We start from the raw sequence: 13,785 nt of genomic DNA, 5'->3' as shown, positions 1-13,785 counted from the left end.
TGCCGAACGAAGGAAGGTGCCACCGGCACGGGGAGCCGCAGCGGAGGTGACGCGCGTTGACGCTCCACGACTATTCGAATGCGGCGCACAGTCCCGATCAGCAGAACAATTTTGACTCCCTCGACCTGGCCGGGCCCTCCTTCGCCGAAACGCTGCGCGGCGCGATCGATGCCAGCGGCCTCACCCTGGAACGCATCCGGGCCAGGCTGACCGAGCGCGGAAGCCGGGTCAGCCTGGCGACGCTGAGCAACTGGCAGTCCGGCAGCCGCCAGCCCGAACAACGCCGGTCGATAGAAGCGGTGCGCCAACTCGAGAACGTCCTCGAACTGCCGATGGGCAGGCTGTCCGGCAGGCTGGGACCGCCCCGGCCGAGGGGAAGGCAAGTCGCCGCCGAGGAGTCCGCCGCGCCCGACGAGCAGTGGCTGGACTCCAGTGGCCTGTCGGCGCTGATGACCGACGCCGACATCGCACCGCAGAACGGACTGCGCCGGATCAGCTTGCACCTGCGCTGCCACCTCGACTCCGACCGGGCGGTGCACCGGATCAGCTACCGGCACGTCCTGCTGGCCGAACAGGACGGCATCAGCCAGGACCTCAACCTGCTGGAGCTCACCCCGGGCTCCCGCAGGCGGCCCACGCTCATCCCGACGTACAACTGCAGGCTGGGCCGCCAGTCGGTGAGCGAAGAGAAGCACCTGATGATCAACGAACTGCTCTTCGACAGTGCGCTCCGCCGCGGCGAAACCGTGGTCCTCGAATACGAGATCGAGCTGTACCCCGAGCCTGGACAGCCGTCCGACAACGGCTGGACCGCCAGTTTCCGGCTGCCCATCCAGGAATTCCTGATCGAGGCCCGGTTCGGCCCCGGCGCCGTCCCGGTCCGCTGCCGCGAGGTCCGCCGCCCGTTCAGCGATCCGACCCCGACCGAACGACCGGTGCGCATCGGCGAATCGGCCAACACGCACGCCGTCATGCTCGGACTGCGCGCCGGGAGGTACGGGCTCGAATGGGACTGGCCCGAGCAGCACGGCTGACCGGATTCACCCGAGCCAGCCGCCGAGCCGGCGCACCCCTTCGGTCACGTCCTCGGTCGCGCCCGCGAAGGAAAACCGCACGTAGCGGCCGCCGTCGACCGGGTCGAAGTCGATTCCCGGAGTAATCGCGAGGCCGGTGTCGGCGAGCAGTCGCTGGCACCAGCTGAGGCTGTCGGTGGTGTGGTCGGAAACGTCGGCGTAGGCGTAGAACGCGCCGTCGGCGGGGGCTAGCTTGTCGAGGCCGATCTCGCGCAGGCCGGCGAAGAGCAGGTCCCGGTTGCGCCGGTAATGCTCGACGTGCGCGTCCGCCTCGGCGTACGACTCCGGCGTGAACGCCGCGACCGCCGCGTACTGCGAAACCGCGGGCGGGCAGATGGTGAAGTTGCCGGTCAGGACGTCGACCGCGCGGTGCAGCCGCTGCGGCACCAGCATCCAGCCGAGCCGCCAGCCGGTCATCGCGAAGTACTTCGAGAACGACCCGAGCACCAGCGCTTCCCGGCCGTACTGCCAGGCGCAATCGAGCTGCTTGCCGTACGAGATGCCGTGGTAGATCTCGTCGCTGATCAGCTGCACGCCGTGCGACGCGCACCAGCCGGAAATCGCGGCCAGCTCACCCGGCGGCAGCACGGTCCCGGTGGGATTGCTGGGACTCGCGACGATGAGCCCGTCGATCGGCCCGAGCCGGTCGAGCTGCTCGACGGTCGGCTGGAAATTCGTCTCGGCGGTCGTGGCGAACTCGACGACCTCGCAGCCGAGAACGTTCAGCAGATTCCGGTACGCCGGATAGCCCGGACGGGCCATCGCGACTCGCGCGCCCGGGTCGAACGTACTGAGGAACGACAGCAGGAATCCGCCGGACGAGCCGGTGGTCATGACGACGTCGGACGCGGCCACGTCGATGTCGTAGGTGCGCCGGTAATGCCCGGCGACGGCTTCGCGCAGCTCAGGAATGCCGAGCTGCTCGGTGTAGCCGAGGGTGTGCTTTTTGAGCGCTTCCTGAGCGGCCTCGAGCACCGCCGCCGGAGCTGGCACGGACGGCTGCCCGGCGGCCAGCGAGATGAGGTCGCCGTGGCTGCGCTGCCGGGCTTGCGCCGCGGACAGCACGTCCATCACGTGAAAAGGAGGCACGCCTGCCCGCAACGCGGGCCCGCCGAAAGCACCAATGTCGACCATGCGGCCAGGCTAACCGGCGGAACCGCGAGCGGGGTGTGGCGTGTGCTGTGCGGGTCTGTCGTCAGTAACCGCGGTACGCGCCGCCGTGCGCCATCGCCGCGATACCCGGAACGTTGGACATCGAGCCGTACCGGTCGAGCGAGTAGCGGACGCCGGCGATGATGTTGTCGACCGGGTTGTAGATGTTGTCGTGGCCGGGCAGCTTGTGCGCGTTGAACGTCGAGTCGATGCACTGCATCAGGCCTTTGGACGGGTGCCCCGCCGCGGCGTTGGAATCCCAGTTGTTGATCGCGTTCGGGTTGCCGCCGGACTCGTGCTGGATGATCGCCCAGATGTTCTTGATGTCCGCGTCGGTCACGTTCACGCCCGCGGCCTGCAGGGCCTTGATGGCTTCCTGGATCCACTGCTGAACGTTGCCGGGAGGAGGCGAAGAGGGCGGACCGCCACTCGGGCCGAGACCGCCGCCGCCACCGCTGGCACCCCCGCCACCGCCGCCGTGATGGCCGCCGCCTCCGCCTCCGCCGCCACCACCGTGGCCGGTGTGCAGGCCGCCGGTGCTCTGCGGGACGGTGCCGTCCGAGTTGGGCAGCGGAACCTTCGAGTAGCCGCCCTCGATCTGCGTCTTCATCAGATCCTGCGACTTCTTGACCATGTCGTCAGCCTGCTTCAGCAGCGGGTCGATGGTCTGCTCGGCAGTCGTGGCGTCCGTTTGGTTGGCCTTGTTCGCGGCGTCGATGATCGACTGCGACGTCGGGCTGGGCGGCGGGCCCTTCTTGTCCGACTTGTCGTTGGCGTACGCCGCTTCGGCCGCCTGCGCCTTCTGCGCTTTGTCCGACTCTTCCTTGATCCGCTTGTCGATATTCGTCTTGGCGGTGTTGAAGGCCTCGGTGACCTTGCCTTTGATCCCGCCGAGGTCAGACGACAGCTGCGTCAGGTCCTTGCCGACGTCGTCAAGATGCCCCTGCACCTTGTCGCCCGCCTTGGTGATCTGCGTGACGTACTCGACGAAGGAGTCCGCCGCCGGACCTTCCCACACTCCGCCTGACAACGACTTCGTGGAATTGTTCAGCGCGGCACTGTGGTCGCCCGCCTGCTTCGCGGCGTCGGTGAACTGCTTCCCGGCGTCGCTGATCACGCCCGGGTTGATCTTGTCGACCTTCTTAGCTTTATCGACAATGCCGTTCCAGTTCGGCGGATAGTCGATCAGCGCCATGCTCTAGCCCCCTCGTGCCTGCTCAGCGGTCTTCGTGGACGGTCAGGTCGGTCTTGTGGACCTGATCGGTCTCCTGGATCAGCCCCGCCGCCTTCTTGATAATGAAGCTGGTCGCCTCCATCAGCTTCCCGGCCGCGTCGAACTCGCTGTGCACGCCCTGCTTGAACGTGCCGACCGCGCCGTGCACGTCCTTCGAGCCGCCCATCGTGCCGAACGGGCTTTCGTGCTCCTCGTCAACGCCGGTGAGGTGCTTCTTGGACTTCTCGAACTCGTCCTTCAGCTTCTCCACGTTCCTGGCGGCAATGGCCATGGAATCCGGGTCGTAGACAGGCACCGTTCGTCATCCCCTTCGCGACACTCTCTTCCCGACCAGTTCGGACGTTGCGCTGACCGGTTCGGTTCCCCTGCTTACTCTAAGACTTCGGACGCGTGCCGTGTGCAGTTCTCCGCGACTTCGGGCCGCGAACCCCCGGACCGGGTTATAGCGCGAGCGAAAAGGGAGAAAACGGTCAGCCCGAAGGCCTCAAATCGCGGCCTGCAACTCCCGCACCCGCTCCGCCAACACCGCGTTGTCCGCCGGACTCACCGTCGCCCACGTGTGCCCGTCCGAATCGTCGGTCAGCTGGAACAGATACCGCCCGGAATCAGTGTCGTAAAAAGCCGCCACATGCGGAGACCGCCGCACCGTCCCGTCCCGCAGCACCCGCTCTGCGCAGAACTGGCCGCGTGCCGCCTGTCCCATCAGCATCCCGGCCAGCTCCTGCGCCTCCCACAACGCCACGCCCCGATCTTCCAACGCCGTGACCAGCGCTTTCGGATCACCAGCGGCCGCCGTATCGGCAGCGACGAGCGTGCTGTGCGGTACCGAGATCGACTGGCCGATGCCCGGGTCCAGCGATCCGGCCACCGACACCACGGCGTCGGCGAGCCCGCTGGCGTCAGCGGGGATCAGCCACACCTCGTCCCGGTCGACCACCGCGAGCACGGCCTGGCTGCCCCGGCTCACCGCGCGACCGCGGATCTCGCGGTCCGCCCACACCCAGACGTCCACGGCTTCCCGCGGACGCGCCAGCAAATGCAGCTGATCCAACACCGTCCCGGATGGACGGCGGCCGCGCGCGAGCCTGCGCTGTGCCAGCGAATCCCAGACGGACTCGATCAGCTCGGCCCGTTCCGTGTGCGTGCGCCCTGGCGACGGAACCGCGAGCGCGGCCGGGCGTCCGCCCAGGTCCAGCGATTCCCACAGCACGTCGAATTCGAGGGCGGTCAGTACCAGGTTCACGGCCGGCGCACGTCTCCCGTGCCGTCGCCGAGGACGTCGCGCGTCACCATCCGGCCGTCGGCGAACAGGTCCTTGTCGTCGACGCCGAAGCGGCGCACGTGCTCGTCGTCGCTTTCCTGCGGAGCGGCTTCGGAGAGGTACTTGGCGTCGCCGCCGCCTGATTTCGGTGCGATCTGCTCGGCTTTCCGCAGTGCGACGGCTTCTTCCTCGGGAAGCTCGTCCACCGGCAACGGCCGGACCAAGCCTTTCTGCTGACCGTCTTGCGCGCGGCCTTGCCGTTCGCGGTCGCCGGAAAGCGCGCCACCGGCCACTCCCGCGCCCAACGCCGCAGCGCCTGCCCCGATTTCGCCAGCCGACGCTCCTCCGCCGCGCGGGGCCGGAGCGTTGCCGGGAGTTTCGGCGACGGGAGCAGGCGGCGGCTGCTGGACGCTGCCGACCAGCCGACCTCGTTGCAGCGCTTGGTTTTCGTGCCCGCCACCGGGGTAGCTGCCACCCGTGCCGCCGCCGGGGTTTCCTCCCGAGCCGCCGCGACCCGTTGTGCCGCCGGAGCTTTCGGAACTGCCGACAGTGCCGCGATTAGCCGGACCGCCGCTGTCGGATCCGCTGCTCGTCCCGCGCGGACCGGTCGGCAGGAACGTGCCGGACTCTCCGGGACGCACCGCGCCAGGAACCCGTGTCCCGCCGGAAGTGCTTGGCGCACTGGGGATTCCCGGCGCGTTGGTGGAGCCGCCCGACCGAGGCGCGTCAGGCAATCCCGGCTCGCTGCCCCGGGATGCCGGTGCTTTCTCCCAGCCCGACGGCGGTGGCGCGGACGGCGGCACGTAGCTAGCCGCGACCACCGGCGCTGCTGGCCGCGCGGCCGGTGCCTGCGAAGCTGTGCCGTACGCAGGCGTCGGCGGTTCCACCACCGGAGCGGCCGGAGCGACTGGAGGCGGTGGGGGCACGTACTGCGACTTAACCGAAGCCGCAGCAGGCCGCACCTGGCCATCCGGCGTCACCTCGACCGCCGCGGCCGCACGGTCGACCGGACTCGGCCCGCTGCCGGGCTGGACCATCGCGAGCGATTGCGGCTGGCTCAACGGTTCGGTCGACAGCAGGTTTTCCCCGCTCTGCTGGGCATAAGAGTTCAGCGCCTCGACCGCTTGGCCGCGCGCGTTGTCCGCGGCCTGCACCTGAGCCGCGTGATCGGTCTCGAAGCCGAGGAAACTCGCCACCGAATCGACGAGCGTGAGGCTCTCCGCGCCTTTGCGCACCGCGGCCGGGTCGGGCAGCTTGTACTTGGTCCGGTTGAACGCTTCCCCTTGCGCGAAAAGCATTTCCGCGGTGTGCGTGACCTTCTGCATCGCATCCTGCGAGAAACCGGCCTGATCCGACAGCACCTGCCCGGCCTGTCCGCCCGCCTGGCTCTGCCATTCGACGCCGAGCTTCGCCAGCTGGTCGCGCAGCGTGCGGTCGGTGCCCGCGAGCGCGGTCGCGACCTCCCGCAGCGCCTCGACCGCGGTGGCGATGCTGGTGATTCCGTCGCCGGTGCCGAACTTCTCGATCTCGTCGGCGATGGCGGTGTCGGTCCACCCGTCGAAACGGTGGTCGCGGATCCTGCCCGCGAGTTCGGAGATCTCCACGCGCCCTCCCTAGGTCCGGTTCTTCAGGCCCTGCACGGCCAGGCCGGCGGCCTGGGTGGCGATATCGCACAACTGCGGCTGGCTGAACGCGCCCGCGGTGACCGCGAACTCCTGTGCCGCCATGGTTTGTCCCTGAGCGACGCCGACGAGCACCTCACAGTCGGAGGGCGTGCCCGCGGCGCGGTAGTTCGTGATCGCCGGATAGCCCTCGACGCTGGTGGCCGCGGTGGTCATGCTGTTCTTGCGCCGCGAGCCGGTGAGCCACTCCTGCACGTCCGCGCCGACGATCCGCAGGTGCAGCGCGTGAAACGGCTCGGTCTTGTCCGAGTCGAACACGCAGGTGGGCCCGTCTTTCGCCTCCGCTGCCTTGCGCGGCACGCTCGTGACCTTCAGCAGGTCGAGCTGCGCCTGGCCGAGCAGGTCGCACGGATCGGTCCCGGCGATCGGCAGATCCGACGGCCGCTGCGGCAGTGCGGCCGCTTTCGTCTGCTGCGCCAGGGAACTCATCGCGGGCTGTACGGGGTACGCGGTGCCTTGCGCGCCCGACGAGCAGCCCGCGACGCCGAGTACCGCGACAACCGCGAGGATCGGCTTAGTGGATGCCGTGCGCACCGCGGTCCCCGAAAGCCGCGGCCTTGTCCGCGTCGCTGGCTTCGTACGTCTTCGCTGCTTCGCGCAACTGTCCGACGAGCTTGTGCAGATTGGCGACGTACGCGCGCACCTGCGCCGCGTACGACTGATCACCTTCCGCGACAACGGTGTTCCACGCAGCCATCGCGTTCACGCTCACCGTGTCCGACGAAGGAGTGTCGACGCGCAGTTCGCCCAGCCGCGTGAGGAGCTTGTCCTCGAGCGCGCTGACCTGCTCGTCGACCACCCGCGCGACCTCGAGCAGCTTCGCCGGCTCGACCACGATGTCAGCGACGCCCGGCGCTGCCGGTATGGACGAAGCCAGGTCGGTGAGCGGTGTGCTTCCCGGCATGCGCTAACCCCTCCCGTGATACGGACGGTGACCGTACGGACCCGTTTCGAGGCTACCAACCGCCGCGTGAACCCGAGGCGAACTTCGTGGAGAAGCTGCTCAGGCGGGAGCGCTTACTTCCCCGTTGGCCGCACGCAGTGCGATATCGGTGCGATGGTGCGAGCCAGCGAGGTGTACGCGCTCGACAGTCTCGTACGCGTGCTTACGCGCCGCCTTAAGCGACTTACCAGTGCCGACAACCGACAGCACGCGTCCGCCGGCCGAGATCACCGCACCGTCGTCGCGACGCCGCGTACCCGCGTGAAGCACGCCTTCGATCTCTCCGCCGGTGATGACGTCCCCAGTGCGCGGCTTGCCCGGGTACCCGTCCGCAGCGATCACGACGGTGACCGCGGCCCCGCCCGACCACTCCAGCGGCGGAAGCTCAGCCAGCTTCCCGGTGGCCGTCGCGTTCAGGACGGTCGCGAGCGACGTACGCAGCAGCGCGAGCACAACCTGGGTCTCAGGGTCGCCGAAGCGGCAGTTGAACTCGATCACCTGCGGGCCTTCCGAGGTGAGCGCGAGACCGGCGTAGAGCAGGCCGGAGAACGGGCTGCCCCGGTCGGCGAGCTCGTCCACCACCGGCTGCACGACCCGCGCGACGACGTCGTCCACCAGGTCCGCAGGAGCCCACGGCAGCGGTGCGTACGCGCCCATGCCGCCGGTGTTCGGGCCGGTGTCGCCGTCGCCGACGCGCTTGAAGTCCTGCGCGGGCAGCATCGGCACCACAGTGCGGCCGTCGACGAAGCAGAACAGCGAGGCCTCCGGACCGTCCAAAAAGGACTCCAGGAGGACCGGGTGACCGCCGTCGAGCAGCATCAGCGCGTGCTTGCGCGCGACCTCGACGTCCTGGGTCACGACGACGCCCTTCCCCGCGGCGAGACCGTCGTCCTTCACGACCCAGGTGGGCCCGAAGCGCTGAAGCGCGGCGTCGAGACGCGCGGGAGTGTCGACGACCTCACTGCGCGCCGTCGGCACCTTCGCGGCCGCCATGACGTCCTTCGCGAACGCCTTCGACCCCTCGATGCGCGCGGCCGCGGCAGACGGGCCGAAGCAGGCGATGCCGGCTTCGCGCACCGCGTCGGCGACGCCCGCGACGAGCGGCACCTCCGGCCCGATCACGACGAGGTCGGCCTTCCACTCCTTGGCCAGGGCCGCGACGGCTTCCGGCTCGGCGAGCTCGACCCCGAGCTGCTCAGCGACCGCCGTCGTGCCGGCGTTGCCGGGGGCGCAAGCAAGCGCCGTGACCGCGGGGTCGCCTGCCACCGCGAGGACGAGTGCATGCTCCCGAGCGCCGGAGCCGATTACCAGTACGCGCACGCCGGACAGCGTAACGGTGGGTCTCGCGCCCCGGCAGCGCGCCGTCCGCGACCCCGGCCCGGACCAGGTGCGCGACTGGTCCGGTCCAGGGCGAACAGTGTCCGGATTCAGCCGCCATCCACCGTTTACCCGGTTGTCAACCGCCCGTCCGGCTGGTGCCGCGCGCCCGACGCTTGCGGCGGTGAGGGTGACGCGGTAGTCGTGGCGAGCTGCGGATCGCCCGGTAGAGAAAGGTCCCCCCATGAAGCGCAAACGCCTCGGCGTGCTCGCCCTGTCCGGCCTGGCCCTGCTCGGCGTCGCCGGCCTCGTGATCGGCCCGGCCGCCGCGAGCGAGGACACGGCCGCGGGTGCGGTCGCGAGCGGCGCCCGGCACGATGGCCCGGTGATCGTCGGACACCGGGGCGCGCCCGGCTACCGCCCGGAGCACACGCTCGCGTCGTACGAACTCGCCTGGCGGATGGGCGTGGACTACGTCGACGTCGACCTGGTGCCGACCAAGGACGGCCAGCTCGTCGCCCGGCACGAGCCGGAGATCGGCGGCACCACCGACGTCGCGGCCCACCCGGAGTTCGCCTCGCGCAAGACCACGAAGGTCATCGACGGAACCACGATGACCGGCTGGTTCACCGAGGACTTCACCCTCGCCGAGCTGAAGACGCTCTACGCGAAGGAGCGGATCCCGCAGAACCGGCCGAACAACCAGCTCTACGACGGCCGCTACCGGATCGCGACGTACCAGGAGGTGCTCGACCTGACCCGGCGGCTCGGCCACGAGCTGCACCGGACGCTGGGCACCTACCCGGAGGTCAAGCACTCGACGTACTTCTCCTCGATCGGCAACCCGACCGAACCGAAGCTGGTCTCGATCCTCAACCGCAACGGCCTCAACCGGCCGAACGCTCCGGTGATCATCCAGTCGTTCGAAGTGACGAACCTGCAGGAACTGCACAAGCAGGTCCGGGTGCCGCTCCTGCAGCTGACCGAGGCGAAGGGCGCTCCGGCGGACTTCATCGCGAAGGGCGACAAGCGCACCTACGCCGACCTGGTCACGCCCGCCGGCCTGCGCGAGATCGCGAAATACGCGAAGTACCTCGGCCCGGAGAAGGGGCAGATCATCCCGCGCGACGCGCAGGACAACCTCGGCAAGCCGACCACGCTGATCGCCGACGCGCACCGCGCCGGGCTCGAGGTGCAGCCCTACACCTTCCGCAACGAAAACCCGTTCCTGCCGGCGAACCTGCGCTCCTCGGCCAGCCCGAGCGCGTTCGGCAACGTGTTCGCGGAGGAAGCGGCGTTCCTGAAGGCCGGCGTCGACGGATTCTTCGCCGACCAGCCGGACACCGCACTGGAATCGGTGCGGGACTTCACCGGTCGCTGATTTTTGTTTCTTCCCGGCCCGCCGGTGACGTTCGCGTCGCCGGCGGGTCTTTCAGTTTCGCGGAGCGAGCACAACGATCGGGATTACGCGGTCGGTTTTCCGCGCGTACTCGTCGTACAGCGGGAACATCTTCGCCATCTGCGGCCAGAGAATCTCGCGCTCGTCCGGGATCAGGCAGGTGCGCCCGCGTCTGCTCAGCGCCCCAGTCCCACTTCGAATCGGTTGCGCGGTCGAGATCTTCGGCGACAGCCATGGCGGCAGTCCTTTCCGGCGCGGAGGGCGGTTTCTCGCCTCGGGGACGGAGGTGCCGCGACGTTCTCGACATCCTGGCCCGAAGCGGCTGTTCAGCCGGACGGAGGTAAGGCGGTCCCCACCCCGTAACGGGGGGCGCAGGCCATCGCCGTCGTGCCGTCGTGAGCCCTAGCGTTCGTTGCGCAGGCTGTCGAGGGGAGAAGACAGGTGGCTGGAATCGCGGCAACGGCCGTGCGGTGGGAGTCGGTCAGCACGAGCGGACGGCGGTAGGCCGATGATCATCTTCCGTCTCGCGCTTCGCTCGCTGCGGCATCGCCCCGCCAGCTTCGTGGCGAGCTTCGTCTCGCTGTTCCTCGGTGCCACGATCCTGATGACGTTCGCTTCATTGCTGGACACCCGCGCCAACGTTGACGAATCGACCGGACGCATCCTGACCATCATGGCGAGCGCGGTCGGCGGCTGGGGCCTGGTGCTCGTCGTGGTCGCCGTAATGTCCACACTCGGCTTGCTGGTACGCCAGCGGGACACCGAACTCGCTTTGCTGAAAAGCATCGGCGCAACCCCGGCCCAGATTGGCAAGCTGATCGTCGGCGAGGCCCTGTCCATCGCGATCATCGCGTTTCTCGCGGCGATCACACCGGCGGTGTTCACCGGAAGACTGGTGGTCGACCTGCTCAAGAACGCCCAGCGACTGCCTGAACGCGTGCCCGCCGAATTCGGCCCGTTCGCGATCAGCATCGGCCTCGGGATCACGCTGCTCGCGGCCGGGATCGCAGCCGCGGCAACAGCGTGGCGCAGAGCCAGGTCCGGGGTACGGGAAGGGCTGCTCACCGCTTCAATCGGCGACGGCCGCCCAGGGTGGGTCCGCCTCATCGCCGGGCTGCTCGTGCTCGCCACGGGCATTTCCGCCGGAGTGCTGACCGCAACCGTATTCACCGGCCGGGAGCCCGCGCTGATGGCGATCGGTGGCCAGGGCGCGATCCTGTCCGCGGTCGGGTTCGCGCTGCTCGCTCCCACGCTGCTGGCGGTGATCACGAGGGCGGTAGCCAAGCCGCTGAGGCGGACGGGAGCCAGCGGTCACTTGGCCGTGCTCAACCTGCGCGGACAGACTCAGCAACTGGCCGGAGCGCTCGTGCCGAACATCCTGTTCACCGGAATGGCCACCGGAACGCTCTACATGCAGAGCATCGAGAACTCCGCGGCGACCGGCGCGCGGACCGAGATCGCGCGGAGCATCGAAACACTGAACTACGTCGTGGTCGGCATGGTCGCGTTGTTCGCCGCGATCATGCTGGTCAACACGCTCATCGCCACCACCATTCACCGCAGGCGGGAGTTCGGCCAGCAACGTCTCGCGGGTTCGACCCCACCGCAGGTGCTCGGGATGGTCGGGCTGGAGGGGGCCGTGCTCGCGTCGACCGGGGTGCTGTTCGGCTCGATCGCTTCAGTCGCGACTGTGGTCCCGTACAGCCTGGTGAAGACCGGTTCGGTCCTGCCCGACGCCACGATCACGATCTACCTCGGCGTCGTGCTCATCGCGTGCGCGCTGACCCTGACCTCAAGCGTAGGCACTGCGCGGCAGGCGATCCGCGTCCCGGCAGTGCAGGCCTGCCGCTGACCGGCCCGCCTCGGGCGACTGATCAGGAGACGACCGGTTCGAGTGATGCGCTCTCGAACAATTGTTCGAGATACTGGACTCATGTCAATCACCGAGTCCCGGACCGCCCTGCGCCGTTCGGAGGAGCTTCCGCCCAGCGACCAGCGAAACCTTGACACCCGCGAACGGGGAGGGCTAACTTCTGCGCACTCTCAATGGTCTGTCCGCATACCTTTCAGGTGGGTGCCCGATGGATGTCTCCGACCAGCAGACCGGCCAACCCGACGAAGACAGCGCTCGCCTGCACGCGCTGGGCTACGCGCAGGAACTCAAACGCACGATGTCGGCGTTCTCGAACTTCGCCGTGTCGTTCACGATCATCTCGATCCTGTCCGGCTGCCTCACGCTGTACGGCTTCGGCATGAAAACCGGCGGCCCGGCGGCGATGATCTGGGGCTGGCCGCTGGTCGGGCTGTTCGTGGTGCTGGTCGGGCTGGGCATGGCGGAGGTGTGCTCGAGCTACCCGACGGCGGGCGGGCTTTACTACTGGGCGGCGAAGCTGGCGACGCGCAACGGTCCGGCGTGGTCGTGGTTCACCGGCTGGTTCAACCTGATCGGGCAGATCGCGGTGACGGCTGGCATCGACTTCGGCGCTGCCCTGTTCCTCAACGCGTTCCTCGATCTGCAGTGGGGCTTCAGCGCGACGCCGGGACACACGATTCTGTTGCTGGCCATCATTCTCGTCGTGCACGGGGTGCTGAACACCTTCGGCGTGCGCGTGGTGGCGGTGCTGAACAGCGTCAGCGTGTGGTGGCATCTGGTGGGCGTGCTGGTGATCGTGGGCGTGCTCGTGTTCGTGCCGGCGAAGCATCAGGAAGCGTCGTTCGTGTTCGGCAGCTTCGTGAACCAAACCGGCTGGGGTTCCGCGCCGTATGTGTTCTTACTGGGATTGCTGCTGGCGCAGTACACCCTCACTGGTTACGACGCCTCGGCGCACATGACGGAGGAAACCAAGAACGCGGCGAAAGCGGGTCCGCGCGGAATCATCAACTCGATCCTGGTGTCGCTGGTCGCGGGCTGGATCCTGTTGATCGGCCTGACGTTCGCCATCCAGGACTACGACGGAGCCGTCAACTCGGCCACCGGCGTCCCGCCCGCGCAGATCTTCATCGACGCGACCGGTGCGGTGACGGGCAAATTCCTGCTCCTGATCTGCATCGGCGCACAACTGTTCTGCGGCATGGCCTCAGTGACCGCGAACTCCCGCATGATCTACGCCTTCGCTCGCGACGGCGCGATCCCGGGTTCGAAGATCTGGCACAACATCAACAAACGAACCCAAACCCCGACCAACGCAGTATGGCTGGCGGCCGGCGGCGCACTGGTGCTCGCACTGCCGTACCTGTGGAGCGCGACGGCTTACGCAGCAGTCACCTCGATCGCGACAGTGGGCCTGTACGTCGCGTACGTGATCCCGGTCTTCCTCCGCGTCCGCCGAGGCGACAGCTTCGAGAAGGGCCCATGGAACCTGGGCCGCTGGGGCAAACCGATCGGCATCGTCGCGACAGGGTGGGTCGTGGTGATCTTCGTGCTCTTCATGCTTCCCCAGGCAAGCCCCATCACGGTCGACACGTTCAACTACACGCCGATCGCCTTCCTGGTCGTCCTGGGCGGGGCCGCCCTGTGGTGGGTTTTGTCGGCACGGAAGTGGTTCACCGGCCCGAAGGTGCAGGGTTCGGCGGAGGAATTGGCCGCGGTGGAAAAGGAACTGAAGGAACTCGGTTAGTCCGGCGGATTCCGGAGACGGCTGACCGTTCTCCACCCCGCATCGCTCCACCCCGCATCGCACTACCCGGCCTCGCTCCACCCTGCGCCGCTCTACCCCGGCATCGC

Annotated in this window: 13 protein-coding genes; 4 read left to right on the top strand and 9 right to left on the bottom strand. The window is 68.4% G+C overall.

The features are described 5' to 3' along the window. Positions 1-56: 56 nt before the first annotated feature. Positions 57-1,034 (top strand): hypothetical protein, encoded by a 978-nt coding sequence (locus AB5I40_RS28215; protein WP_370933147.1) that lies wholly within the window; start codon positions 57-59, stop codon positions 1,032-1,034. A gap of 6 nt (positions 1,035-1,040) precedes the next feature. On the opposite strand, the gene AB5I40_RS28210 is transcribed toward AB5I40_RS28215, so the two are convergent. The 8 genes from AB5I40_RS28210 to purD form a co-directional block, all read right to left on the bottom strand. After that, entirely contained in the window at positions 1,041-2,207 is a 1,167-nt protein-coding gene (locus tag AB5I40_RS28210; protein WP_370933146.1) for a pyridoxal phosphate-dependent aminotransferase, read from the bottom strand. 61 nt (positions 2,208-2,268) lie between these two features. After that, a complete protein-coding gene (locus tag AB5I40_RS28205; protein WP_370933144.1) occupies positions 2,269-3,420 on the bottom strand; it encodes a transglycosylase SLT domain-containing protein in 1,152 nt (383 codons plus the stop codon). Positions 3,421-3,442: 22 nt separating this feature from the next. After that, positions 3,443-3,754, bottom strand: coding sequence for a hypothetical protein (locus AB5I40_RS28200; protein WP_370933142.1), 312 nt, complete (start codon positions 3,752-3,754; stop codon positions 3,443-3,445). A 189-nt stretch (positions 3,755-3,943) separates the two neighbouring features. Continuing rightward, positions 3,944-4,702: an ESX secretion-associated protein EspG gene (locus AB5I40_RS28195; RefSeq protein WP_370933141.1), complete on the bottom strand. Its 759-nt coding sequence runs from the start codon at positions 4,700-4,702 to the stop codon at positions 3,944-3,946. Then, positions 4,699-6,324, bottom strand: coding sequence for a hypothetical protein (locus AB5I40_RS28190; RefSeq protein WP_370933139.1), 1,626 nt, complete (start codon positions 6,322-6,324; stop codon positions 4,699-4,701). Before AB5I40_RS28190 ends, AB5I40_RS28195 begins: the two co-directional genes overlap by 4 nt. A gap of 9 nt (positions 6,325-6,333) precedes the next feature. Further along, complete coding sequence (locus tag AB5I40_RS28185) at positions 6,334-6,936, bottom strand: DUF3558 domain-containing protein (protein ID WP_370933137.1); 603 nt, start codon at positions 6,934-6,936, stop codon at positions 6,334-6,336. Next, positions 6,917-7,306: a PE domain-containing protein gene (locus AB5I40_RS28180; protein ID WP_370933136.1), complete on the bottom strand. Its 390-nt coding sequence runs from the start codon at positions 7,304-7,306 to the stop codon at positions 6,917-6,919. The genes AB5I40_RS28185 and AB5I40_RS28180 overlap by 20 nt, the downstream gene beginning before the upstream one ends. Positions 7,307-7,405: 99 nt before the next feature. Next, the gene (purD, locus tag AB5I40_RS28175; RefSeq protein WP_370933134.1) at positions 7,406-8,665 is read right to left on the bottom strand and encodes a phosphoribosylamine--glycine ligase; all 1,260 of its coding nucleotides are present in this window, start codon (positions 8,663-8,665) and stop codon (positions 7,406-7,408) included. 241 nt (positions 8,666-8,906) lie between these two features. Here purD and AB5I40_RS28170 point away from each other — a divergent pair, with 241 nt between their 5' ends. Further along, positions 8,907-10,043: a glycerophosphodiester phosphodiesterase gene (locus AB5I40_RS28170; protein ID WP_370933132.1), complete on the top strand. Its 1,137-nt coding sequence runs from the start codon at positions 8,907-8,909 to the stop codon at positions 10,041-10,043. 51 nt (positions 10,044-10,094) lie between these two features. Here the strand turns inward: AB5I40_RS28170 and AB5I40_RS28165 are convergent, their stop codons facing one another. Beyond that, on the bottom strand, positions 10,095-10,172 hold the full coding sequence (locus AB5I40_RS28165) for a hypothetical protein (protein ID WP_370940622.1): 78 nt from the start codon (positions 10,170-10,172) through the stop codon (positions 10,095-10,097). Positions 10,173-10,569: 397 nt separating this feature from the next. On the opposite strand from AB5I40_RS28165, the gene AB5I40_RS28160 reads away from it, so the two are divergent. Both AB5I40_RS28160 and AB5I40_RS28155 read left to right on the top strand, forming a co-directional pair. Then, positions 10,570-11,913, top strand: coding sequence for an FtsX-like permease family protein (locus AB5I40_RS28160; RefSeq protein WP_370933131.1), 1,344 nt, complete (start codon positions 10,570-10,572; stop codon positions 11,911-11,913). A 229-nt stretch (positions 11,914-12,142) separates the two neighbouring features. Then, positions 12,143-13,678: an amino acid permease gene (locus AB5I40_RS28155; RefSeq protein ID WP_370933129.1), complete on the top strand. Its 1,536-nt coding sequence runs from the start codon at positions 12,143-12,145 to the stop codon at positions 13,676-13,678. The last annotated feature ends 107 nt before the right edge of the window (positions 13,679-13,785 follow it).

The organism is Amycolatopsis sp. cg13 (genome assembly GCF_041346965.1).
In the GTDB taxonomy this organism is placed as follows: domain Bacteria; phylum Actinomycetota; class Actinomycetes; order Mycobacteriales; family Pseudonocardiaceae; genus Amycolatopsis.
This window is presented reverse-complemented; position numbering and strand designations above follow the sequence as displayed.